Source organism: Candidatus Poribacteria bacterium, assembly GCA_028820845.1.
In the GTDB taxonomy this organism is placed as follows: Bacteria; Poribacteria; WGA-4E; order WGA-4E; family WGA-3G; genus WGA-3G.
The window spans coordinates 150,126-175,407 of record JAPPII010000114.1 but is presented as its reverse complement, the minus strand read 5'-3'; the positions used below and the strand labels follow the sequence as shown (position 1 = coordinate 175,407).

Annotated in this window: 23 protein-coding genes; 11 read left to right on the top strand and 12 right to left on the bottom strand. The window is 48.5% G+C overall.

The genetic code is table 11. The features are described from left to right. The coding region (locus OXN25_21200) for a hypothetical protein (protein MDE0427380.1) at window positions 1-452 on the top strand (452 nt) is incomplete at its 5' end. A 96-nt stretch (window positions 453-548) separates the two neighbouring features. Here OXN25_21200 and OXN25_21195 read toward each other — a convergent pair. The 4 genes from OXN25_21195 to OXN25_21180 all read right to left on the bottom strand — a co-directional run bounded on the left by OXN25_21195 (window position 549) and on the right by OXN25_21180 (window position 5,281). Next, on the bottom strand, window positions 549-1,370 hold the full coding sequence (locus tag OXN25_21195; protein ID MDE0427379.1) for a sugar phosphate isomerase/epimerase: 822 nt from the start codon (window positions 1,368-1,370) through the stop codon (window positions 549-551). 146 nt (window positions 1,371-1,516) lie between these two features. Then, window positions 1,517-2,368: a putative 4-hydroxybenzoate polyprenyltransferase gene (gene ubiA / locus OXN25_21190; GenBank protein ID MDE0427378.1), complete on the bottom strand. Its 852-nt coding sequence runs from the start codon at window positions 2,366-2,368 to the stop codon at window positions 1,517-1,519. Window positions 2,369-2,397: 29 nt separating this feature from the next. Beyond that, window positions 2,398-3,651 carry a lactate racemase domain-containing protein gene (locus tag OXN25_21185; GenBank protein ID MDE0427377.1) on the bottom strand — a complete coding sequence of 418 codons (1,254 nt, stop codon included), beginning with the start codon at window positions 3,649-3,651 and terminating at the stop codon, window positions 2,398-2,400. Window positions 3,652-3,760: 109 nt separating this feature from the next. Next, window positions 3,761-5,281 carry a hypothetical protein gene (locus tag OXN25_21180; protein MDE0427376.1) on the bottom strand — a complete coding sequence of 507 codons (1,521 nt, stop codon included), beginning with the start codon at window positions 5,279-5,281 and terminating at the stop codon, window positions 3,761-3,763. A 75-nt stretch (window positions 5,282-5,356) separates the two neighbouring features. On the opposite strand from OXN25_21180, the gene OXN25_21175 reads away from it, so the two are divergent. Beyond that, window positions 5,357-6,313: a histone deacetylase gene (locus OXN25_21175; GenBank protein ID MDE0427375.1), complete on the top strand. Its 957-nt coding sequence runs from the start codon at window positions 5,357-5,359 to the stop codon at window positions 6,311-6,313. Here the strand turns inward: OXN25_21175 and ubiE are convergent. The 7 genes from ubiE to OXN25_21140 all read right to left on the bottom strand — a co-directional run bounded on the left by ubiE (window position 6,300) and on the right by OXN25_21140 (window position 12,962). Next, the gene (gene ubiE / locus OXN25_21170) at window positions 6,300-7,049 is read right to left on the bottom strand and encodes a bifunctional demethylmenaquinone methyltransferase/2-methoxy-6-polyprenyl-1,4-benzoquinol methylase UbiE (protein MDE0427374.1); all 750 of its coding nucleotides are present in this window, start codon (window positions 7,047-7,049) and stop codon (window positions 6,300-6,302) included. The genes OXN25_21175 and ubiE overlap by 14 nt on opposite strands. A gap of 17 nt (window positions 7,050-7,066) precedes the next feature. Further along, window positions 7,067-9,463 (bottom strand): phenylalanine--tRNA ligase subunit beta, encoded by a 2,397-nt coding sequence (pheT, locus tag OXN25_21165; protein MDE0427373.1) that lies wholly within the window; start codon window positions 9,461-9,463, stop codon window positions 7,067-7,069. Between the two features lie 104 nt (window positions 9,464-9,567). Beyond that, window positions 9,568-10,584, bottom strand: a complete 1,017-nt coding sequence (gene pheS / locus OXN25_21160; protein MDE0427372.1) for a phenylalanine--tRNA ligase subunit alpha — start codon at window positions 10,582-10,584, stop codon at window positions 9,568-9,570. Window positions 10,585-11,032: 448 nt separating this feature from the next. Next, window positions 11,033-11,380: a 50S ribosomal protein L20 gene (rplT, locus tag OXN25_21155; protein MDE0427371.1), complete on the bottom strand. Its 348-nt coding sequence runs from the start codon at window positions 11,378-11,380 to the stop codon at window positions 11,033-11,035. A 124-nt stretch (window positions 11,381-11,504) separates the two neighbouring features. Next, entirely contained in the window at window positions 11,505-11,699 is a 195-nt protein-coding gene (gene rpmI, locus OXN25_21150; GenBank protein ID MDE0427370.1) for a 50S ribosomal protein L35, read from the bottom strand. Between the two features lie 153 nt (window positions 11,700-11,852). Next, window positions 11,853-12,398, bottom strand: coding sequence for a translation initiation factor IF-3 (infC, locus tag OXN25_21145; protein MDE0427369.1), 546 nt, complete (start codon window positions 12,396-12,398; stop codon window positions 11,853-11,855). 207 nt (window positions 12,399-12,605) lie between these two features. Continuing rightward, window positions 12,606-12,962: a hypothetical protein gene (locus tag OXN25_21140; GenBank protein MDE0427368.1), complete on the bottom strand. Its 357-nt coding sequence runs from the start codon at window positions 12,960-12,962 to the stop codon at window positions 12,606-12,608. Between the two features lie 161 nt (window positions 12,963-13,123). On the opposite strand from OXN25_21140, the gene OXN25_21135 reads away from it, so the two are divergent. Genes OXN25_21135 through ugpC form a run of 4 tightly spaced genes read left to right on the top strand, consistent with a single transcriptional unit; the run spans window position 13,124 to window position 16,922 of the window. After that, entirely contained in the window at window positions 13,124-13,714 is a 591-nt protein-coding gene (locus OXN25_21135; GenBank protein ID MDE0427367.1) for a hypothetical protein, read from the top strand. 31 nt (window positions 13,715-13,745) lie between these two features. Beyond that, window positions 13,746-14,753, top strand: a complete 1,008-nt coding sequence (locus tag OXN25_21130) for a redoxin domain-containing protein (GenBank protein ID MDE0427366.1) — start codon at window positions 13,746-13,748, stop codon at window positions 14,751-14,753. 20 nt (window positions 14,754-14,773) lie between these two features. Continuing rightward, window positions 14,774-15,805, top strand: coding sequence for a redoxin domain-containing protein (locus OXN25_21125; protein MDE0427365.1), 1,032 nt, complete (start codon window positions 14,774-14,776; stop codon window positions 15,803-15,805). 25 nt (window positions 15,806-15,830) lie between these two features. Then, on the top strand, window positions 15,831-16,922 hold the full coding sequence (gene ugpC / locus OXN25_21120; GenBank protein ID MDE0427364.1) for a sn-glycerol-3-phosphate ABC transporter ATP-binding protein UgpC: 1,092 nt from the start codon (window positions 15,831-15,833) through the stop codon (window positions 16,920-16,922). A gap of 138 nt (window positions 16,923-17,060) precedes the next feature. On the opposite strand, the gene OXN25_21115 is transcribed toward ugpC, so the two are convergent. After that, entirely contained in the window at window positions 17,061-18,089 is a 1,029-nt protein-coding gene (locus tag OXN25_21115) for an Ldh family oxidoreductase (GenBank protein ID MDE0427363.1), read from the bottom strand. A gap of 770 nt (window positions 18,090-18,859) precedes the next feature. Between OXN25_21115 and OXN25_21110 the strand changes: the two genes are divergently transcribed. The 5 genes from OXN25_21110 to OXN25_21090 all read left to right on the top strand — a co-directional run. After that, window positions 18,860-19,495 (top strand): RNA polymerase sigma factor, encoded by a 636-nt coding sequence (locus tag OXN25_21110; protein MDE0427362.1) that lies wholly within the window; start codon window positions 18,860-18,862, stop codon window positions 19,493-19,495. An 863-nt stretch (window positions 19,496-20,358) separates the two neighbouring features. Then, window positions 20,359-20,670, top strand: coding sequence for a hypothetical protein (locus OXN25_21105; GenBank protein ID MDE0427361.1), 312 nt, complete (start codon window positions 20,359-20,361; stop codon window positions 20,668-20,670). An 87-nt stretch (window positions 20,671-20,757) separates the two neighbouring features. After that, the gene (locus OXN25_21100; GenBank protein ID MDE0427360.1) at window positions 20,758-21,741 is read left to right on the top strand and encodes a hypothetical protein; all 984 of its coding nucleotides are present in this window, start codon (window positions 20,758-20,760) and stop codon (window positions 21,739-21,741) included. Between the two features lie 206 nt (window positions 21,742-21,947). Then, on the top strand, window positions 21,948-24,320 hold the full coding sequence (locus OXN25_21095; GenBank protein ID MDE0427359.1) for a hypothetical protein: 2,373 nt from the start codon (window positions 21,948-21,950) through the stop codon (window positions 24,318-24,320). An 83-nt stretch (window positions 24,321-24,403) separates the two neighbouring features. Next, window positions 24,404-25,282 (top strand): trypsin-like peptidase domain-containing protein (locus tag OXN25_21090; GenBank protein ID MDE0427358.1); only part of this gene is annotated, 879 nt, incomplete at its 3' end.

Below are 25,282 nucleotides of genomic sequence, written 5' to 3'. Positions count from 1 at the left end.
CGTGTGAGAGAACGTCGGGGTATTGGACGTGTAAGGGGCATACGCACAAGTTCCCGGAACCCGAAGCGAAGCGAAAGTGCGGTCATTTGAAGTCCGCGTCTGGCGATCATACCTTTGTCGCGTCGTGTCCGGCGACGAATGCTAACGGGGATACGTGTGAGAGAACGTCGGGGTATTGGACGTGTAAGGGGCATACGCACAAGTTCCCCGAATCGAGTTCCTCCTCGTCAAGTTCGTCGTCGAGTTCCAACAACAATAACGACGATGCCGATGATGACGATTCGGATGACGACCCGGATGACGACGATGATGATGAACCCTTAGGGAAGTGTGGTGCGAGCCACTATACGGGTTGCGATGGTGCTGCGGGTGAGCATGATGCGGTGTGTAATGCCGGGCATTCGTATTATACGTGTAATACGACCGCAGCCGAACGACATGCCAAACATTAGTGGTTTTACTGCTATGTGTGGTGAACGGGCGCGACGGTGATCGTGTCCGTTCGCGTATCTGAACCGAAGTTGATAGTTTGTAACATGAAAAAGTGCCTATCCACAAAACGGTTTCAAATAGGTGTAGCTCTGTTCCGCTGCGTCTTCAGGCTCCATGATCTCACGGAACGCCTGATGCACCGTTACATAGCCGTCGTAACCTATCGCTTCCAACCCTTGAAAAACTGACGGAAAGTCGATGCCACCCTTGTCCTGTAAACGGATTGGATCGTGTGGGACTTCGCCTTGAATCCACGTCAAAAGGCGTGTTTTTCCATCAGGTCGGCGGATGTGGTTCTGGAGATAGACATTCATCAGATACGGCGAAAACCGCTTGAGCGTTTCCACACCATAATCCTGCCCACACAGATCAAGGTTCGCAGGTTCATAGATAATCCCGAAGTTCTTCCGACCGACGCGTTTCAACACATCGACAGATCCATCTACTGTTTCAAACAAACTCTGCGTATGCGATTGATGCGCAAGACGGATGCCACGTTCAGCAGCTTCGTCAGAAGCACGTTGTGCCCAGGCGATGTCGTCTTCAACCTTCATCGCAATACGGATGAGGTCTGCACCGAGAAATGCTGTTAAATCGAGATAGGGAGTTATATTGCGGAGTCCATCCGGTCCCTGTTCGTTATTCAGCGGCACGGGGAAATCACCGGTAACCATAGAGACCTTCAGGTTGAGGGATGCTGCCTGTTTGCGGGCAGCGGTAATTTCTGCTAAAGGCGAATGGATACCGACTTGCGAGGCTCGCATGCAGACCGCTGCATAGCCGAGCCCTGCTGCGAGTTCAGTGAGTTGTGCAAATGTATGCGTGGCATCTTTCTTCGATGCGGTTTCTGCGACGCGCACGGAAAGTGAAAGTTTCATTTTTTTTACTATGTACTCCTGGGCACCGTTCCATTTCATTATACGGCGATATAAAATTGGTAAAAAATCCTGCTTTAGGTTATGAAAGGTCTGCGAATAATTGGAATACTGCAAGGACAACGGACGCAGCAGCTCAGATTTAATCGTTAAAAATATAAGATATCGGCAATTGAAAGTACCATCAGCACAAGACTAATCATACCGTTCAGTGTAAAAAAGGCGAGGTTAACGCGGGACAGGTCGGTCGGCTTGACGATAGCGTGTTCATAGATAAAAATAAGCACAACGATCCCCACACCGATATAGTAAAAGGTTCCCAACTCAACAAGGAATGGAATGCTGAGGAGAAGCAACACTGCGACAACGTGCAAGGCGGACGATACCCACAATGCCCATCGGATGCCGAGTTTCGCGGGGATGGAGCGCAAACCGTGTTTTCTGTCAAAACCCACATCTTGACACGCATAGATGATGTCAAACCCAGCTGTCCAGAGCAACACCACAAGGCAGAGAATAATGGGTGGCAACGCAAAACTACCCTGAATCGCAATCCATGCCCCGACAGGTGAAATAGAAAGGGAGAGACCTAACCAGAAGTGAGAGAGGACGGTGAAACGCTTGGTATAGGAATAGCCCATAATCACAGCAAGTGCGACGGGTGACAACGCAAAGGCGAGCGGATTCAGTCGCCACGCCGCCAAAACCAAAAGCCCAGCGGAGATAATTGTGAAAATCCACACCGCGCTTTTTGTGATTAAACCGGCAGGAATCGCACGCATCGCTGTGCGCGGATTCATACTGTCAAATTCGGCATCGGCGAGGCGATTAAACGCCATGGCGCAGCTGCGGGCCCCGACCATCGCCACAAGAATCCAACCCAGTTTTTCTAGCGAAGGGACTCCATCTGCAGCGATAAAAGCACTCATCACAGCAAACGGGAGTGCAAAGACGGTGTGTTCAAATTTAATCATCTCTAAGATGATTCTGAGTTTTCGCATTTCTCGCCCTCGCTAGTAAGACTGCACCCTTAAAACGGCAGGAGGTTCCCTGCCGTGTCAAACGCAAACGGCTTCGTCTCGCCGACGACCTCTAACCTCGAATGTAAATTCGCATCTTCAAGTAGCACTTCAGAGATGTCGAGTTCCGTCAACTGCAACGTGCTTTCAATCCGAATGACCCGTGCATCTTCGGGTTCCGTCAGACCGATGGTGTCAAGCGCAACTTCAATCGCTTCACGGTCGGTGTCGTAATAGAACGGAATTTTCGACTTCTGGGGTCCGAGCGCGGTGATACCGTTCATGTAAGTCGAGTGTCGGTCAATCTTATCCACGAGGCGTGTTGTTGTAAAATCGGCGAGTCCGATCCCCGTAGCGTTGCCGTCGCTTTCCTCGGTGAGATCCCGGACGAATATGCGGAGGATCGCGGGTTTCACGGGTTCCGGTTCAAAGTTTTGCATCATCCTACCGATGACGTTCGTGTCCATACCAGTGCCGCTGATATTTTTGCCTGTCCAATCCACAATGAGTAGGTCAAGTTCATCGAAGGGGAGCCGACCCATCAGCGATTTCGACTCAACGAGCAGTTCCCGTTCGGTCTGTAGGAGCTGCGCAGCGGGCATCGCGACGGCTTTCGCGGTATCTTCGTGTGCGTTCTCAATCAAACCCAAGCCGAAAGCAATTTTTCCGCTGTCAAGGATAAAACCGCCGACTGTGGTGATGATGTGTTCAAAGCCATATTGAAAGAACGCCCGATGATAGAGATTCGCGCCCTGTTGCTTGCCCAGTCCGATAACCATCATCTTCATCAAACCGCTCTCAATAGAACCGTTGAAATCGGTGTGCGCCTTAATACGATTGAGAGGAATAACATGATCAGCCTCAGCGGCATACCGATCAAAGAAAACCGGCAAACCGTCCGCCGTCTTGCCGAGTTCGACCACGTCCATTGTCGCCTTCACCGGAGCACCAACAGTCGCTTCCGTGATGCCGTAATGCTCCAACACGCTCCGTTGTCCTTCTGGGGTCGCACCACCGTGGCTCCCCATTGCTGGAACCACAAAAGGATGCGCACCGAGTGCCTTGAGATAATCAACAGTCGCCTTGACCGCCGTAGCGACATTCGCGACCCCGCGACTGCCAGCAGTAATAGCAACCGTTTCGCTCGGTTTGACAATGGCAGCGGTGTTAATCCGATCTAATTCCGTATGAATCGCCGCAGGAAGATCATCGAGAACAGGTACCTCAAACTGCTGTTGAATCCGTGTCATTTTTGGAAGTGCCATTATGTTTCCGTCCTTTATACTTTCACCTATAGGTGGTCGTGATACTTCTGCCTTGTCTAATTACAAACTTCGCTTTTACAAGCAATTTTATCAGAAATGAAATACGGATTCAAGAAAAATTAGGAGAACCCAAGACACCTTCATTAAACCCCAGAATTTTCTTAATCTTACCCGGTTGCGCCCAATTGCATTTCCCTGCCCCATTGAGCTGCCGTAATAACGCAGGAATCGCCGGACTCTCAAGTGCCGTCTTAATCCGCTGCGCGTCTTCTTCTGTCCAGCACGGAATAAAGGCATGCATCGCCTGATTGCCCTGCCACACCTGCCCGTCTACGCTCCCCAACACGATTGGTTCAAACCGATCTGTCCCATACGCCTCCCAAATCACTTTGAACGGTGCAAACGCATACCGACCAACACCCAACAGTGCCCACCAATTTCCTCGCTTCAGTGCAGCCCGAAGCAGCGTTCCTTTTCGCGCCTGTAGGACATCTTGGACGCTCTGAAGGTAGTTTTTTAAAGCAGGGTCCTGCTCAATCTGACACCTCATGAGCGGTTTCCCCGTCTGTTGATCGTAAGGCAGAAGGATCCACTTGTGGGGTGCTACCCTCTGTTGTCTCCAAAGTTCCTTCGTTGCGAGTGGGTACAAAAACTGTTCGGGGAGATGTGTCGGTTTCTCATCAAAGATAAAGACACGATTCGCACCGCACGTATTCACCCCTTGCCGAGGTTTTTGTTCCGGCGATAGCTTCACCTCAAATGGTGTCTCCGTATTTAGTGCATCAAGATCCCGCACCACTCGCCACGGATCGGTCGTATCTTTGAGAGGCAGTGCTTTATATTCTACCCACTTTCCCCCCAATTCTCTGAAATACGAAATAGGAAAGTTCTGCCGTGTATCCGCTCGAAATCTTGCACAACAATACGACGTACCAATATCCTCAAATACCTTGGTCGATGAAAATTCATAGACAGTATCCACAGCAAAATCGCGATAGGCATCAGGACTGTTCCCGAAGTCCCGCACCCGATAATCTCTAAAACCGCCATGTGCACCATCCCCAAAAAAGAGGGACGTAGGGAGATAGAAATATCCTGTTCCGTTCTTTTCCAGCAGCCTTCGCAAAACAACCTTCAACACCAGTGCAGCGATGTCAACCCTTGAGGAACCTAAGAGCATCTGCTGTTTATCCGGCACAAGTCCTTCTTGAATAAAAAACGGCTTTAGGTGTTCTTTGTAAGTTGGGGGTAAATTGTTGAAGTTTGTCCACGGTGGATTCCCGACGAGAATGTCATATCTTCCATCATGGGTCTCCGTGATCACATCTTGACAAAAGATTTGAGAAGCAGGAAAATCAACGTCAAATTTTCGCTTGACATCTTCCCGAAACCTCTCAAGATGCAAGGGGACTATCTCAATGAGTGTGAGGCGTGAGAGGCGTTCACGGGTAATCGGAACTCCTTTTCGTCTGGCAATATGGAGCATTGCGAGTGCGAACACCCCTTGACCGGCGGTCGGATCACAGACGGATGCACCATCAAGCCATGCATCGAAGACCTTCCATCTATCAATGAGTCGTTCTGCCCACTTTAGAGGCGTAAAAACCTGTCCAATTTGTCTGTTCATCATGATTAATGATACCTTAAAATCATAATCAATGATACACTAAAACCACTGGAAATAGAAAATAGAAAGGAAAAACTTATGGAACAGCAAAAAACAGGCTTCGTCTACCACCCAAACTACCTCAACCACGACACCGGTCCAAACCACCCCGAACGTCCCGACCGACTCCGCGCGAGTCTATCCGCACTCCAAGAAAGCGACATCTGGGATCAGTTACACCCAATCGAACCGACACCAGCAAACACAGCGCAACTCCTCTATGCCCACGAACCCACCTATCCTGAACACATCAAGCAACATTGCGAAGCAGAGGTTCCGCTCACTTACGACACATCCGTCGTGAAGGCTTCGTACGATATCGCATTGCTTTCAACAGGAGGCGTACTCAACGCGGCAAACGCCGTTGCAACCGGAGCCGTTCAAAACGCTTTCGCTATGGTGCGTCCGCCCGGACACCACGCCACACCCAATCAGAGCATGGGATTCTGTTTATTCAACAATATTGCCATCGCTGCCCGCTATCTTCAACGGGAACACAAGGCAGGGAAAGTCGCAATTGTCGATTGGGATGTCCACCACGGCAACGGCACACAAGACATTTTCTATGAAGATGAATCCGTCTTCTTTTTTTCTATTCACCAATCACCGCTCTACCCCGGCACGGGTTCGAGTTACGAACGCGGCAGCGGAAAAGCACGCGGCACCATACTAAATGCACCGATGCCTCCAGGGAGTGGCGATAACGAATACATAACAGTCTTCACGGATGTCCTTATTCCTGCGTTGCAAGCGTTCGCGCCCGAATTTACATTAATCTCAGCGGGGTTTGATGCGCACTACCTCGATCCACTCGCCAATACTGAGCTAACAGCGGATGGATTTGCCACACTTACAGACCTAATCCTTGCGTTTACCGAGGGACGCGTTGTCTCTGCGTTGGAAGGAGGCTATAGTTTAGAAGGAGTGTCTGAATCGGTTGTCGCGCATGTAGAAAGGTTAGTGAAAGATAATCCTAAAAATCCTAAAATCCCGTAAATCCTGATTCAGACGATGGTTCCTCAGACTTTTTCCCGACGTGAATGGCAACGATGCCGAACGTCTTTCGATAAAACCGGACATCCGTCAACCCGCACTGCTCCATAACGGCTTTTAAAGCATCGCAGTCCGGGAACTTCATAACAGAACGCGGGAGATACCCATATGCATCGTCCTCGCTCCCAGAGATACGATTTCCGATGAAGGGTAGAATCTTCGTAAAATAGAAATAGTAGAGACCCCGAAACAGCGGATTCACAGGTTGCGTAAACTCCAAGATAACGACCCTACCGCCCGGTGCAGCAACGCGCGTCATCTCACGGATTCCCATCTCTAAATCCGAAACGTTCCGAATCCCGAAACCGACAGAGACAACATCAAAGGTATTGTCCAAAAAAGGGAGGATGAGGGTATCCGCTGCGAGAAAGTTTGTAGTGCGGTTAGAAACCGCACCTACCGGTTGTTGAAGTTTTTGATCGCCGATAGCCAGCATTTCAAAGCAGAAATCCGAACCGATAACGAAACCGTCTGCTGAAATTTTATCTGAGTATGCGAGCGCAAGTTCACCCGTGCCTGTGCAGACATCCAACACCTTGCTCGTCGGCTCGACATTACTCACCTTGACTGTCTCGCGACGCCAACTTCTGTCGCGTCTGAGGCTCAACAACGAGTTGAGGAAATCGTAGTGGCGCGCCACCGCCGCAAATAGGTTTTTTATTCGATGTGCCTGCTGCATAATCCCAACCGTTCAAACTACATTCGTAATTCCGCGCCGAGCTCTTGATGGAGGTGTTCAACAACCCGCTCGTGAAGGGCATTCACAGCCTTGTCTGTTAAAGTCTCGGCGTCAGAATGATAAACGATGGTATAGGCGAGACTCTTTTTGCCTTCAGGAACCTGCTCACCCTCATAAACATCAAACAGACGCACCGATTCTACCCATTCCCCGCCAGTCGTGTAGATAAGTGCTATCGGTATATCTGACAACACCGCTTTATCCACAACAATAGCAAGGTCTCGCTCTACCTTCGGGTAGATGGAAATCGGTTCAAAGCGTCTGGAAAATACAGTGGCACTCACTAACGCTTCAAGGTCAAAGTCAAAGAGATACGCTTTATAGGGCAGATCGTAATTTTCGAGCACCTCTGGATGCGCCTCCCCGAAGGTACCGACCTGCGTCTCTCCCAATAATACTACAGCGTTGCGACCCGGATGGAAGGTCGGCACGTCGGTTTTCTGCAGCGTGTATTCGGTAACGCCGCATACCTCAAGCATACCCTCTACGAGTCCCTTGATGTCAAAGAAATCGGGATCACGATATAGATTGCCATAGACCCCATCGCCAATCTGCCCAGCGAGAACACCGGCAACCCGTTCTGGCTCTTTCTGATTGCCATCTCGGACAAAAACGCCACCTATCTCAAAGAGCGAGATAGCGTTGATTTGGTGATTCCGATTATGCTGTGTGTTCTCAAGCAGCCCTGGTATCAGTGTTGTGCGGAGGATCGACATCTCTGGACTCAACGGATTTTGCAACCGTAAAGTCTCACGCAACGGACTGTCTGACGGCAAACGGATCTTCTCAAAGCAGTTTGGATCAGAAAAACTGTAGTTCACGGCTTCCATCATACCCGCAGCGAGCAGAAAACGCTTTATACGCTTACGAACCTCTACCTTCGGATTCGGTGCTGGCACAGGAATATCACCCTTCGGCAACGCCGTCGGAATATTATCGTAACCGTAGACCCGCGCAATCTCTTCGATCAGGTCAATCTCACGGGTAATGTCAGACCTGAATGTCGGCACAGTGATCTGATAGGCACTCTCAAACGCTTGGACATCAAAACCGAGACGCATTAAAATCTGCGCCATCTCTGACTTCTCAATCTCAGTTCCCAATACAAAATTGACCCGATCCGGACGAAGTTTAATTTCAGTTAGAGGTTGTTCTCCGGGATAGACATCAACGATACCCTTACAGACAGCCCCACCTGCCAATTCAGCGATGAGCTCTGCTGCACGATCCAGCGCAGTGAGGACCACTCCCGGATCAGCACCGCGTTCAAACCTGTAAGAGGCTTCCGTGCTCATCCCCAACGCCTTTGCAGTTGCCCGAATACTCGATGGACTAAAATAGGCACTTTCCAGTAGGACATCACACGTCGTTTCCGTAATCTCGGAATCGTAGCCACCCATAATTCCGGCAAGTGCAACAGGTTTTTCAGCATCAGCGATGACGAGCATATCAGCCGTGAGCTCACGATCAATTTCGTCGAGGGTCGTCAGTTGTTCACCCCCCGCTGTCCGCCGTACAACGATGCGATTTTCCGCTAACTTATGATAATCAAAGGCGTGGAGAGGCTGCCCATATTCCATCAAGACGAAGTTCGTCACGTCAACAATGTTGTTGATAACACCAATACCGACAGATTCAAGCCGCTGTCGTAACCACGCTGGTGATTCCGCGACCTTGATTCCTCGAATAACGCGGGCAGCATAACGCGGACAGAGATCTGGCGCATCAATTGTTACAGAGGTTAGGCTTCGGATATCGGTTTCATTCTCTTGCAAATCGACACGAGGCAGCTTTAAAGAATTCCCAGTCTCCGCACGGATCTCGCGGGCAACACCGATAAGACTCAGACAATCTGGACGGTTCGGCGTAATCTCAAGTTCAAACATCACATCGTCTAACCCCAAAGCCGCCACCAGAGATGAACCGACGGATACACCGGTGGGGAGTTCCATCAGACCGGCAGCCTCTTCAGAGAATCCCAACTCTTTTTCGGAGCAGAGCATTCCTTGTGAGACCTCGCCTCGCAGTTTGGCAGATTTGATTGTCAAACCGATAGGTAGCGTCGCACCGATTGTAGCAACGGGTGCCAACATCCCCACTCGAACATTTGGCGCACCGCAGACAATCTGCAGTTCTTCTGGCTCACCGACATCTACCTGACAGAGAACAAGCTTATCGGCATTCGGGTGCGGTCCTACAGCACTTACTTTGCCGACGACTACACCCTCTAACCCAGTGCCGAGTTCTTTAATCGCCTCAACTTCAATGCCTAACATCGTCAGCCGATCAGCGAGTTCACTCGGGGAAAATTCAAAATCAATATAGTCTTTGAGCCAATTTAAGGTCACGTTCATCTATTAAGTCCTCTTTCCAAATGGCATCAGTTATCGGCTGTCGGCAGTCCGTAAGGTTTCGCATGCTACAGTCCCTTAACCAACAACCAATAACCAACAACTATCTAAAACTGTCGCAAAAACCGCAGGTCGTTCTCATAAAAGGTACGCATATCGGGAATACGGAATAGGAGATTCGCAATCCGTTCCACTCCGATGCCGAAAGCAAACCCTGTAACCTCATCCGGGTTATAGTTTACCGCCTCAAACACCGCTGGATCCACAGCACCCGCGCCAAGGATCTCGGTCCATCCCGTGTTCCCACAACTCCGACATCCTTTCCCCTGACAGACGGTACAGGAGATGTCTACCTCCGCACTCGGCTCCGTAAAAGGAAAGAAATGCGGACGGAACCGCATCTGCGTTTGATCCCCGAACATCTGTCGAGCGAAAGAGGTCAAAATCCCTTTGAGTTCACTAAAAGTGACGTGTCTATCGACGAGCAGTACCTCTACGTGATGGAACATCGGTGTATGTGAAATATCGTAATCCACGCGATAGCATTTCCCCGGCACAATAATTCGGACCGGCGGTTTCTGATTCTCCATTGTGCGGATCTGCACAGGGGATGTATGTGTCCTCAAGAGATGCCCGTCGGTTAAGTAAAAGGTATCGTGTAAGTCGCGAGCCGGGTGATCTGCCGGTGTATTCAAGGCATCAAAATTGTAATACTCCGTCTCCACATCCGGTCCCGTTACCACTTCAAACCCCATTTGTCCGAAAATCGCTTCAATACGTTCCAAGACCTGCATCACAGGATGCGCTTTCCCGTAAGCAGGTTTCCGTCCGGGAAGGGTGATGTCAATAGCCTCCGCCTGCAGCTGCTGTTCCCGCTGCTGACGATGCAATCTCTCTGTTACACCCTCAAACGCCTCCGTAAGTGTGGTGCGCACCTCATTCGCGAGCTTCCCAATCTCCGGACGCTCCTCCTTCGAAAGTTTACCCATGCCCTTCATGACATCGGTTAACTTTCCCCTACGCCCAAAATATTCAATCCTGAGCAACTCCAGCGCGTCAAGTGTTTCAACTCCCTTTAAAGCCTGAAGTCCTTCCACTTTTATCTTTTCCAATTCTTCTTTCATAATTCCTCTGTTTTTGGCGAACCGCGAATAGCAAACCGCGAATAGCCAATAAAAAACGCCTACCACTTCGCTCCATAAAGGTTAATTCCCTTCTGGGGACGAAAGCGACAGGCATCTACTTCCGCGGTACCACCCCGCTTGACAGACTGGCTATCGGCTATCAGTTGTCGGCTATCAGCATGTAACCGTTGCGTATCATGTCCTGCCACAAACCGCTTTGGCTGACTGCTGACCGCTGATTACTGACGGCTATTTTTAAAATCTGCCCGCTTCATTATTTTTTTTACGGCTCCAGGATGAAATTCGGCAGTTGCTCTCAAAACCGCGCTTCCAACCGATGACGCAGTCTCTCTGGTTGAGAGGTCTCAACCGCTTACATAAGTCCCTTCATTGCCTTTTAGAGTTTCAGTGCACATTGCTGCGCAATGTTTTTGGTTTGACGGCTATTTTATCCCTTTGCGAGGGCGGCAAGTTGTCCAAAACCGGCTTCATCATTCACAGCGATGTCGGCGAGAACCTTCCGATCGAGTTCAATGCCAGCGGTTTTAAGACCGTGCATGAATCGACTGTAGGAGAGTCCGTGTAATCTTGCGGCGGCGTTAATCCTTGTAATCCAAAGCCGTCTAAAATCGCGTTTGCGTGCGCGACGATGTGCGTAGGCGTGGTTCCACCCCTTCTCGACCGCCTCCATAGCGGTGCGTTTGAGGTTGTTCCTACCCCCACGGTATCCTTTGGAATGTTTGAGTATGCGGCTCCGTCGTTTGCGTCGTACATTCCCCGTTTTTACTCGTGCCATTTTTAAATAAAACTCCTATGGCGGTTCGCTACTGGCTGTTAGTCTATAGCAAAGACGCAAGCGTTAAAGTACGCCCTCTTTACCAACTGCCAATTGCTAACTGCCAACTGCTAATCGCTATCCGCTATTGATGAATTAGGCGTTTCAAGCGTTTCTCATTGCTTGGGTCGACTAAAGTCGCTTGTCGTAACCTACGCTTCTGCTTCGCTGACTTTGAAAGGAACAGGTGTCCAGCATAAGCACGATTTCGGCGGATTTTGCCTTTTCCCGTGAATTTGAAACGTTTCGCCGCGCCTTTATGCGTTTTCATTTTTGGCATAAAAATATCCTTGATAAAGCGTAGCGACCGTATAGAATGCTACATGCGCATTCGGCATCCACACAAGGTCGCCCCTACAATTGTCCTTTACACACGAGTGCAAAGACAAACTTTGCCCACACGCGGCAAGATTTGTCTTTGCTTTATACTACATTACGAAGATTTTGGCGCGAGGGTCATCGACATAATACGGGTTTCCATCCGCGGCGGTTGCTCTACATCTGCAACCTCTTCGAGGTCATCTCTGAGACGTGAAAGCAGATTTCTGCCAAGTTCAGTATGGAGCATCTCACGGCCGCGGAACCGTACGGTCGCACGAACCTTCCACCCATTCTTCAGAAAATCCTCAACATGTCGTTTCTTGAACTGGTAGTCGTGTTCCGCTGTATCTGGACGGAACTGCATCCCCTTCAAAACAACCTTCGACTGTTTCTTTCGAGCCTCGCGCGCCCGCTTGTTCTTCTCATACTGATACTTCCCGTAGTCCATAATTTTACAAACGGGAGGTTTAGCGTTCGCCGATACCTCTACCAAATCCAATCCAACTTCTTCAGCAAGTTTCATTGCGTCGCGTGGCGACATGACACCGACCTGCTTGTTTTCATGGTCTATTAGTAAAATTTCTTTGGCTCGAATCTGATAATTGGAACGACTCTGTCTTTCCGTCGTCCTCTGAGTACGTCTGCCTCTGTAATGTATTTTTCACACCCCCAAGTAAAGGTGCTGCAGCACCTTGCTTGCAAGAGCGACAAACGTATCCATCGCTCTACGGTATAGAGATAACTCTATCTACAAAACTTTGTATCGACTCGGACGCTGCAAAGCACGCCAAATGCGTGACTATAAAGCCCTACGTCCAAATGAATTAACTAATTATACCATATCGGTAACATAAATGCAAGTTAATTAAAAAAAGCCGATCGTCCATAAAGTCCGTAAAATAATCAAACCGCCTGCCAAACCCCCGAAAACAACAATAAGACTGATGCTGACGATGAGCGCAAGCCGGACAATCTGCTCGCCGAGTTCTGGTCTTTCGTTTATCCACGCTCGCGCCAGCCAGAAAGTTAAAACGACGCTCACCAGACTGAGAACACACGCGCTCAAGACCGCTATCAGCATCCCCGGAAAGTCTACCATTTGTATCGTTTCCGGCAGGGATCCGTATTGGGAATAGTTTAAGATAACGGCGATTAAAACGCCTCCCAAAATCACAATGAAACCGATGAAAACGATTAACGCTTTTTTAAAGGCAGTCCCCATTTTTAGTTGAAAATCTCTCCAAATCTATAGGTTGCTTTCCAATAATCCTAACACATTTCAGAGACAAGCGCAAACGAAACACCTGAAACGCTTGATTTATTTACTAAAAGATGGTAAATTAATTTCACATTAGACTGATTTGAATACGAAGGAGTTTTCTCATGGCTGTAACATACACACCGGCAATCGCCGAAGTTATCGAAAAATTAGAAGCAGGCAACCCACTCCCGACGCTTGTTCCGAAGAAAGCATGGAGTGGTGAGTTGACAGACGCTCTGGAATCTTCATCCCTTGACCAACTTTTTGAGGGACAATCGCTAAAAAATACTACGTTTGGTGAAGCCATCAAAAGCGGTCTACTCCTCTGGAACGACGCACTCGACGAATCCCACACGATCTCGCAGGGACTCATGGACCAGACGGGCAGCTACTGGCACGGCATTATGCACCGCCGCGAGCCAGACTATCCCAATTCCAAGTATTGGTTCGGTAGAGTCGGCACCCACCCAATTTTCTCAACACTCCGCGAACGTGCCCTCGAAATCTTCAAGGAGGCATCGAACCCCTCAGACGCGCTCGCAGACATCGGGAAAACGATTGCATCACACGAAAACTGGGATGCCTACCAGCTCATCGATTGGTGCGAAGCTGCCGAAGGCGACTCGGACTCAGATGTAACCCGCTTTTTACAACAGGTACAGGTAGAAGAAATTAAGTTGCTACTGGCATATACCTATCAGAACGCTGTTTAATACACGCTAATTTTCCCAAAGGAGGCAGATAATGTTTCCGCAAAGTGAGGATATCAATACAAAGCGTTGGTATCATCTCGTTATCGCACTCATGGGATTGGCATTGATTAGTTCCTGCGTGAGTTCAACGCTCAACGAAACACGTTCGACTTCTGCTGCAGCCGCCCCTACCTATAACGAGATTAAAGCGATGATTGAAAAACTTTCAGAGGGTGGCGAACCGGCTGACTACGAAGTATTGATTGAGAAATCAAGAGCTTTCATCAAAGCAAACCCAAAATACAGGCAGGTAGATGAGATTTACTATTACCTCGGTGCCATCTTAGTTCAGCTGCAGCGGACGGAAGAAGGGATCGCAGTCCTTGAAGAACTTATTAAGGATTATCCTTCTGCTAACTATGTTGAACCGAGCCTGCTAACCCTGGGATTGGCTTATGACAAAATCAGCGCGCACGATAAAGCAGATGTGCTTTACGAAAAACTGGCGTATCACTCAAAGTACAGCACCGGTAGGTATGCCGAAACCGCTCGGCAACTCCTTGAACGAGATAGAACCACACGAACAGGCGAATTATCGGGTTCGTCTGAAACGAGTCCGCACCAGAAACCGAGCCAATTTATCAATAAACCGGCACCAGATTTTTACGTGATGGACATAATGGGTGAAGAACTTTCACTCCAACAGTATCGCGGACAGGTTGTTCTGCTCGATTTCTGGGCAACATGGTGCCAACCTTGCCTCGCGGAGATGCCTAATGTCAAAGAGACTTACCGAAAATATAAGAATCGGAAGTTTCAGATTATTGGCATTAGCTTAGATAACGCAAGAGAACCGCTTGAGGCATACATTAAAGGCGAAGGCATCGCGTGGCGGCAATACTTCGACAGCAGCGGTCAGATTAGTAATTTGTACGGTGTGCGTGCAATCCCATCGACATTTTTGATTGACGGCACCGGCATTGTCCGAAAGGTGAATCTTCGTGGTCCTGCACTTGAAACGGCAGTAACTGACCTCGTGCGGGAAAACACAGCCAATTAACAAATCCGAGGAAATTGACGATGTTCTTCCGAAATGCTATAAATGCAGAGAAAAATAAAGATACTTTTCTCTCCCTTATTTTCGGGCTTACATGCCTTGCGTTAATAGTGTTTTGCGCGAACCTCGTAGATGCCGCTTCGGAGAAACCTGGTTACAAGTATCAAGAAATTAAGGCAATTGTCAAAGATCTCAAGCGGCGGACCAAATCCGAAGACTTAGAGAAGTTAGTCGAGAAATCAACCGAGTTTATTACGTCCCATCCGAAATACAAACGGGTGGATGAGGTCTATTACCTTCTCGGTGATGCCTTGGTCCAGCTCGACCGCGTTGAAGAAGGGGTCAAAGTCTTTGAAGAACTCATCAAGGACTATCCCTCTGCCCGCTACGTTGAAAGGTGTCTACTGGAATTAGGACTGGCTTACGACAAACTCGGTAAACACGACACAGCGGATGCCGCTTATGAGAAATTAGTGAATCACCCGAAGTACGGTTCGCGATCTCAGGCAAAATTTGCGAAGCAGCTGCTTGAACAGGACAAAACGACTCGAAAGGGTGAACTCCCGAAACCGTCAAGGGCAAGGATGAACCCCCGAGACTGGATCGGACATCCTGCACTCGATTTTGAGGTGACGGATTTAAAAGGTGAAGCCCTCTCGTTGGAACGGTATCGCGGACAGGTCGTGTTACTCGATTTTTGGGCGACGTGGTGTGGTCCGTGTATCGCAGAGATGCCCAACGTCAAGAAAACCTACGAAACGTATAAGGATCAGAAGTTTCAGATTATCGGTATCAGCCTTGATAGATCAATGGAACCTCTTAAGGCTTATATTGAAAAAGAGGAACTCGAATGGGTTCACTACTGGGATACTACCAACAAGGTTAGCAGCATATATAGAGTGCAGGCGATTCCGTCAACCTTTCTGATTGATGGTGAAGGTGTTATCCGGAAAGCAAACCTCCGCGGTGCTGCGCTTAAGAAGGCAGTTGCTGAATTGGTGAAGGAAAACCTGGCAAAATCAACAGGAAAAAAAGAAGAGACAGGTTCCCAGTAAGAGAACATCAGTCTAAGGAGAGATGATGGCGTATGTCACTTTGAAGGACGTTACCAAAATTTACGATGGTGATGTCCTCGCAGTTGAACAAGCAAACTTTGAGATTCCGGACGAGTCGTTTACTGTGCTTGTCGGTCCGTCGGGATGCGGCAAATCGACGCTTTTGCGGATGATCGCGGGGCTGGAACAAATAACGGAAGGCGACATCTATATCGACGATGAACGTATTAACGACATACCCCCTAAAGATAGGGACATCGCCATGGTCTTCCAAAACTATGCCCTTTACCCACACATGACGGTGTACAAGAATATGGCGTTCGGGCTGAAACTCCGCAAATATCCCAAAGCAGAGATCGACCAGCGTGTCAAAGAAGCCGCGGAGATTCTGAGTATCTCGCACCTCTTGAACCGGAAACCGAAGCACCTCTCCGGTGGTGAACGCCAACGCGTTGCAGTCGGTAGGGCAATCGTTCGACATCCAAAAGTATTCCTGTTCGACGAGCCGTTGAGCAACCTCGATGCGAAGTTGCGTGTACAGATGCGGATGGAAATCAGTCGCCTACACGACCGGCTTGATGCCACCATCGTCTACGTCACACACGACCAAGTTGAAGCAATGACGATGGGAGACCAGATCATCGTACTCAATGAGGGAAAAATCCAGCAGATTGCCGATCCGGGAACGCTCTATCACAAACCCGCAAATCAATTCGTCGGTGGCTTTATCGGCACACCACCGATGAACTTTATAGAGACACAGATTGCAAATAACGGTGGCACGTCAGCACTCCGATTTGAAAACTTCAAAGTGGAACTGAATTCCCACCTCCAAGGAGCCCTCAACAAACTTTCGGGAGAAGCAGTGACACTCGGCATCCGTCCGGAAGATATTCATGTTGGTGAAAACGGAAACAACAGTGTTGGAACGCAGGTAGAACTGGTCGAACCGCTCGGAAATCATGCGCTGCTGTACTTGCGGACAGAAAATAACAATTTCGTCGCACAATCGGATCTCGCTGATTTGCCACAACACAACGCGCCCTTGACAGTCAACTTCAACATGGACAAAGCGCACCTGTTTCACCCAGAGACAGGCGAATCGTTGACAACATAGCAGTCAGCGATCAGGTCGGTTGACTTCATTTCATTTCGTCAACCTCTCAGCAGTCAGCAGTCAGTCACGAGGCGTGTCAGAAAACCTACTTCAAGAAGTTCCTGATAACTGAATGCTGAAAGCGCAGCGACCTGACTGCTAATCCAATAACGCCTGAATTTGTGTCCACGTTTCCTCATCTATTGGTATGCCTTCCCGTTCCCGTCTGCGTTGTTCTTCCCAACCGCGTTCTCCTGGCATCCGAATTGCGTCAATGCCAGCGACACGCTTCGCCGATTTGAGATACGCAATAAATCGCTCTATTTCCGCGCTGAACCCCGGAAAATCTCTAAAACTCGCAACGTTAATCACAAGTACGAACAACCCGTTTCCGACGCGGGCATCCTCACTCCGACTACACCCTGCACCCGTAAGCGCACCTGCAAGAATATCCACAATAACACTCAACCCGTATCCTTTGTGTGCCGAAACTGTACCGCCAAACGGCAATAACGTAGCAGGGGGTACACCATAAAAATCGTCCGGGTTCGTCGTCGATTCACCCTCTCCATCAATCAACCATCCGTGAGGCAACGCCTCGTCTCGATGCTGCTTAACCCGAATCTTCCCGGATGCAACAACACTCGTAGACATATCCAACACAATCGGATATTGCCCCTCAATCGGCACCGCACACGCCATCGGATTGGTAGAGAGTCGTCCTTCAACACCGCCGTGTGGTGCGACACACGTGCCACCGCCGTGGTCGTTCGCCATGAGCAACCCAATCATCTCCGCATCTGCAGCGAGACATGCATATCCGCCTAACCTACCGACCTCATTACACCGTGAAACAGTGACAGAGCTTATGTCTGTCTGTTTCGCTTTCCGAACCGCCAATTCAACCGCACGCGTCGCGATGACAGGACCGAACCCCCAATTGCCATCTAACACCGCGATTGAGGCAGATTCGTGTAGTGTCTCTGTCGGCGCATCGGGTTGGATTAACCCTGCCTCCAATTCACCGACATACTTCGGGAGATGGATGACACCGTGTGAATCGTGCCCGACGCGATTGGCACCGACCATGGAACGGGTTACCAACTCCGCTTCGGCTTTCGATATGTTTAATTTCTCAAACACGTTTAAGCATATCGTGGTCAGTGCTGCTGCGGTAAAGTTGGGCATTACACGCCTCCTTTGTATCTATCATTGTCAGAATCAAGATTAGATGGCTGTCAGTCTTGTAGGTTGGGTAGAACGGCTCCCCACGCAAAGTCCTATAGCGCACAAGGTATCCAAGCCCCGAGAACCGCTGAAATTACCAAAAGTTGAGTGAAACCCAACGCACGCGGAGCCTGACACGGGTGGCATGTCGGGTTTCGCTGCGGCTTTGTATCTGGACAGTTCATTGGAGCCCGGCAGGCAGTGTCTTTCACAAATGCGGACGAGGTTATTACCGCTCTACCCGACCTACATCACTTCATTGTTGTCTGAATCAGGATTTTCAGGATTCGCGGATTGACAGGATGAAAGCCCTTTCTGGGCAACACATATTGGAATACTACACCTATCATCGCTTATTTGTCAATATCCAAATTCGTGTACCATACCCTGTTAGGTTATGCATTCTTCGTTCATCGCGGTTCGCGGTCCGTTGTAGCATAGCCTGTTAGGCTGTACAACCCCCTAACTGACACCAACAAACAACTCCCAAATAGCTAACTTCTGAAAAAAAGCACCTTTTATGAGACTTTTTTTGCAAACTTGCATTCATGTCTTATGAAAGCACAAATCCTTCATGTGAACTTTTTGAGGATTCCAATAATATCAGGACTTACGCAAAATCAGAGAATTAGGTCTATCATGACGCAATAGATGCGGTTAGGAAACCGCACCTACCAGTGGAGTGCATAAGTCCGAAATTTAATGTTTTTGACCCGAGGCTTCTATGCTGGATGATTGACGATGAAAAAGCACGAGATATAGAGCTCGTCCGTAAGATACGCGATGGCGACGAAAACGCATTTACCGAACTCCACCGGCGTTACCGTCCTAATATCTACAACTACATCGCCAAGAAAATAGAGGACCGGCAAGATGCAGAGGAATTGGTGCAAGATACATTCATGAAGGTATGGCAACACATCCATACGCTCAACGAGCCTGATAAAGTCCTGAACTGGATGTACCGCATCGCCGCCCAACTGATTGCGGGGTGGCACCGAAAGCAGAAGTCCGCCAGTCGCAGAGGATCCAGCGTTGATGTGTATGAGGCAGAAGGCGACATCGTAGCCTCAACAGCCCTCTATCAGACTGCAGAAGAAACTGCCTTCATCGCAGAACGCTTCGATACCCTTGATAAAGCAATTGCGCAACTTCCTGAAAGAGACCAGCGGATGATTCGGCTGCAATCGGACGGACACAGTTACGAAGAAATCGCTGAGATACGCGGAGAAACTGTTTCCGCGGTGAAAAATAGGCTATCTCGGGCGAAGCAGAAACTCAAAGTCTGGGCAGAGGCTTGGAAAAAAGCCGATGCTGAAGGCTTAGACATGGAGTTCTCTGAGGTTCATGAGAAGAAGGGTAAATAATATTTATCCTTTGTTGGAGATTGCGAAAGCAATAGGTATCTCTCATTCTGCTTTTGAGCGGACGGTGCAATGTGTGATAGCGGCGTGGAAGAAGGTTTCCGCAAAGCAGAATCTCACAGAGCTCGTTTCTGCAATGGCGAATAACAGGAGATAACTTTTACGAGAATAGCGATGTAGATTGATTTGTGCTCAGTCTGTGTCCGAAATTGATTACGGAATTTCGCAATTGTTGCAAGTTCAGCCAAAATTTATCATTTAGGGATTTCAAAGAAACTTCAACAAGTGGTTTTGAACGCCATTGAAGTATAAGAGACATCCGGAAAAAAGGATTGTCCTCAGATTTTGGATGTTTAATGTTACAGTTGTGAGAAACTTTGAATATTATAATCCCCTTGCCCGGTGAGGGCAACAGTTTTTTCAAGGAGAAATGAAATGTTTCTACAATTTCTGAAAAATAGGAAAGTTGCAACGTCTATCACAATCCTCGTGATTGCAATGTTTGCATTTAGCTTCTATGCAGCCCTTATCTTCTCGGTACACGAAGCCTCTGGTCAGACGACAACCTATCTTTGGGGCGAGCTTAAAAAACGACCATCACCCCCCGTCCGAAACGATAACAGTGACAACTCCAGTTCTTCGAGTTCCTCAAGTTCCTCAAGTTCCTCAAGTTCCTCAGAGGTTCCTAACTGTGCATGTGGCTGTGGTTGGATTGTTCCTACATGCCCTTGCGATTAGCAGTATTAACCCGAGAAGCTGACCTGTGCAACCACAATTGTGGTTATACCGATACAAACTGTAATGGACACGACATTGACAACAGTTGTACCCAATAACACTTGTCCCTAACATTCAGAGGATATGAAATGAACTTCCGTGAATGGGTTTCCACCCGTACTGTAGCAATCACCGGTATCATTGCGGTGCTGCTATTCACCAGTTTCCATTTTTACACGCAGCAGGAAATCCGAAATTTTGAAGTGAAGTCTCTAAACGTGTCTCCAACGGCACAGCAAGTTGAGACAGTAATCGCTTCAAACACCGAGGCCGTTTCCACCAAACAAGGGGAAGTTGTCGTTGAAAAATCCTTGCAGACGGTGAACACTGAAAAGAATAAACAGACAGCACCAAAAGCCACAACGGAAAATGCTGGGTGTGGCAGCTGTGGATGCCAATAATTTTAGTTAATCGTATTGTTCCGTTCTGCCCGCTTTCAGCGGCAGCAGAACGGAGCATCACACAATACAATATAAGGAGTTTATCCAATGAAATTGCATCAGGGGATATCCCCCCGTACCGTAGCAATAACCAGTATCATAGTGGTGCTATTATCCATCGGTTTCCACTTCTACATGCAGCATAATGTGAGGAAATTTGAAACTACTTTGCCAAAACTCCAAGCCACGATGGACACCTCAATCTCTCCTATAGCATTTAATCCTGATGCAACAGAAGCAACTCTCAGCGGCGAGGAAACACTTCAAAACGGGACTGGAACAGAACCCACTACACCCAAGAATGAAGAAAATCAAGTTTCCACCTGTGCCATGGCAACAATGGAAAATATGGCGACAATGGAAATGAGTCAAATGAAAAGTGCGGAGCAATTTGAATCGGACCCAGAAACTGGAACAGCAGAGACAACAAAGTTGTACGCAGGATTGACAGCGGAAGAGGTTCAACAACTCTGGAATGAACTTTCTTCCCCTTATGTCGCGAATGCAGACGAAAAATTTGATTTATTGGGAGACGTACTCGTTGATCAACTTGGACCTGATCCAAGAATTCCAGAGTATATAAGAGGACTTAAAACAGTACATATTCTCCAAAACATAGAGTTAAGTCGAACGAATAACGAAGAGGATGTAGATAATTATTTGAGTTATCTACCAGCTGTTTTCGCAAACAATTTTGTTGAACTGACCATAGACTTGTTTGAACTTCCACCTGAAAGAGCTTCCGAAATGCGTGATTTAGCAGGGCAAGTTGCAGTGGAAGTAGATACGCTGACACTTCTTCAAGAGACGCGCCCGTGGGTTCAAGATGCTATTGATACTGGAGTTCTCTCGCCTGAAGATGGTGAACTCGTCATAGAATCCGTAACAGGTCTGAAAGTTACTATGCCCGGTGAAGACCGCACCACATCAACGGGGGACTCCAGAACCTACACAGGGGACTTCACAGCACCTCAAAAGGTAGCATCACCCGAATCGGTTCACCCCGATATTCCTCAACTCCTTGGAGATTAGCAATCTTCACATTCTAATGCGTATAGGTATCGGGTCGATCCTTTTAGTGTCAGCTCCTCTCTGCAAGGGTACCTCTCCCACATTGACGAAAAAATGCATAATTTTCGGGGTTGTTCTTCTCAGGTCCAATTCACTACGACAAGCAAAAGATTTAGAATCAGAAAGGGGTTCTTTTGAGAACCTCTTTGGGGAGGGGACAGTTACCTATGTCTAAGAGACTATGGATTCCTAGATACTGGCATCTAAAGGTTTTCCTCTTCGTTCTTGGCTGTATCTTGCTCCTCGCTTTCTGGATGCGCATCCAGGGCACAGGTTGGATCCCCGATGGGCAGTTTACTGGATATGACGCATACCTCTATTATTGGCAAGCGCAAATTGCTTCTGAGCAGGGACATCTGCCTGCGCGCGATATGCACCGCTGGCTGCCCCTCGGTAGAGATTTAGGACAGACCTTAAACCTCTATTCTTATGCACTCGCTTACGCCCACAAAGCAATTGTCTTCTGCTTTCCTGAAGTCTCGCTTTATCAGGTCTGTGTTTATGCCCCTCCGGTTTGTTTTGTTATTGGACTCGGTGCGCTCTGCATTTTCCTTTATCACACCTATGGTATGCTTTTCTCTGCCATTGCTGGGATACTCTTGGCAACCTTCATCGGTACTATCGGACGCAGTGCTGCCGGTTTTGGTGACCGAGACAGTTGGTGCTTCATGCTTGCCATCCTTGCGACAACCACCTACCTCATGTCTTTACAAACGCGAGATCCTCACAAACGACTTTTATGGACACTTACCAGTGGAGGTGTTGTTTTTCTGGGAGGCCTGAGTTGGGAGGCTTTCGGTTTTTTTGTTGTTATAATACTTGCCCTGGAACTATGGAGATTTTGTACCACAGAAACCGAGCAACATCTAAACGAGTACGCCCTATGGATGTTAATGTTCGTCCCTGGGCTCTATCTTGCCAGTCCCGCCTATCGGAGTGGCTATGGATTCGCGACACATGTTACCGCGCTGTTGCTATTACCACCGATGGTTGTTTTCTTTATCCGCAGCAACAGATACCTGCTTCTCGATTTCTTTGAACGGCTCCGGCCCCATGCGCGCCATATTGCTTGGTGCCTAACACTCAGCAGCATTGCATTCGGTGTATACTATATTGCCCTAAACTTTGACAACTTCGTCCACATCGCCTATAGACATGACGGAAACCGACTGATGCAAAGCATCGGAGAACTCGCGGCTCCAAGCTATTATTATTGGAGAGAACACTATGGGAACTTTTTTCTCATAGGGAGCCTTGGATTAATCATCGAAAGCCTCCGGATCTGGAAATGGAAAGCCATTCCTTTGGGTACGGCCCTCGTATTCTTTTTTGCAACCACTTTTCTTCGGGGGCCCATCAGTCAGTTTCTCGGTACAGAGGTATGTAATACCCTCTTTTTCGCCTCGCTTGCATCCGCTCCCATCGGGGTTGGCATCGTAAGCACTCCAAAAGAAAAGTCACGAATGGAATTCGTAACACTCTTTGCTATTGTATGGGCACTTTTGTGGTTCAGTCTGGCACGCGGTGGGAAACGGTTTGGATTCTTTATCGGCATCCCTATCGCTTTCGGTACTGCCTCTTTGCTGTGGTTCTGTCCCCGGCATCTTATACAAATTTTCAGAACAAGGCTCCCCACGTCTGTCACACATAGCTGGATAATCATTGGTATCACACTCATCTCGTTTTCTCTCCTACTCTTTTTTTCGCCGCTCGGTGATCACGCTGCGCGCGCCCTGAAAGCCTCATCGAATATCCGAAAAGCTATTCCGGGCCTTGGCGAGGAAACGGAAATGTTTCAGTGGGCAAACGCCACACTTTCAGAAAACACTGTGATGGCTGCACACTGGAGTTACGGCAGTCAATTCAACGTTCTGAGTGGTGTCAAAACCATTATAGACCAAGATCACTACATTCCTCATTGGATACATCTCTATTACCGGCACGTTTTCTGTGGACAGTCCGAGCAAGAGGCACTTACTTTTCTCAAAACCCATGGAGCAACACACATGATGTTGACACAGAAGCGATTAATCTCCAATGCTGGAAGTTTGTCCTTCATCGGCAGTGATGCTTCGGGAGATCGCCGGTTTGCCTTCATCACATTACACCGAGATAGAAAAAATACATCCGAAATACACACGCGTCTGTTGCCGAGAGGAGGATCTCCGGTGGCAGCAGTTAACATTGCTGCCACCTCTACTGAAAAGCACCTCGTGACTATCGAGTTCAAAATGAGGGACTCCATATCTAAAGAAGTCGTCTGGAATCCCAATACCCCTGCTGTCATTGACCTTGAAGAGAGCGGTGTCATTCTCTATTTTGACCTTGAAGGAAAGCCTTACATTGGCTATTATATACCCAAGCGGGGATGGAGCAGCCTCGCTGTGAAACTCTTTATACGCGGCGCACACAGCTCTGCCTTTGTGCCAATTTATCAGGGTAACGCAGCAAAACCTATCAAAATCAAGGTGTGGGAAATCCGCTATCCACTGGAGATAAAGCCAGATCCTAAATACCTTGCAACTCAACCAAAGGAATAACGCGCTTAGTGCTTCTCTGAACCCTTATGGGAATACGGAAACTCGCGATGTTTCCGAGAAAGGATTATTTGAGGTGTCCATTTATGAAAGCAAACCGAAAATTTTTATTCGTCTTACCGGTTTTCTTAATGATCTGCGCCTGCACACAGGTGCCACAGCAAATCGCTTTTGAAAAACCGGTCGCGTCGCGTGCAGACTTATCATCTGGACAGGTAAAAGATTCTATATTACTTGTGATAGCTACGCAAGACAATTTAAGGAGGCGGGTTGGTTCTACAAGTTTCTTCGTTGCCCCTAACAAAATAGCGACAAACATCCACGTGGTCGCTGGTGTCGACCCCGTCCTTGCACACGTCCGAGTCAAGGGCACGACGTGGGCTATTCGCGGCGTCACGGCGTATGATGTGAAAAATGACCTTGTCATCCTTGAGATATCAGGTAAAGGCACCCCTCTTCCGCTGGGTGATAGCGACACCGTTCAGAGCGGAGATGCTGTTTCTGTCATGGGATACCCGAATGGAAAATATACGGTCACAGAAGGGACGATAGACCGCGTTCGGAAGAGTGACAAGTGGTTTCAGATGGACACTCGCATTTCAGGTGGCAACAGTGGTTCTCCAGTCATCAACAATAAAGGGCAAGTGATAGGTATCGCCGCGCTTGGCGGAGCACCTTTCAGTTATGCGATCCCATCAAATACTTTGAAAGCCTTACTCACCCAGTCGGGTCCCCCCGAACCGTTGTCAAAGTGGTGTAAACGCAGACGTATTCGTGCCTTCGTCTACGCGAATCAGGGGATCAGTAAGTTCTATGTCAATCACTATAATGAAGCCATAACTAACTTTGACAAAGCTATTGAGCTAAATCCTGATGAGGCGGAGACTTACTACAATCGTGGATTTGCGAAAGTCAAACTTGCAGATCTGCAAACTACCCAAGGACATGTAGAGGGAGCCAGAGCG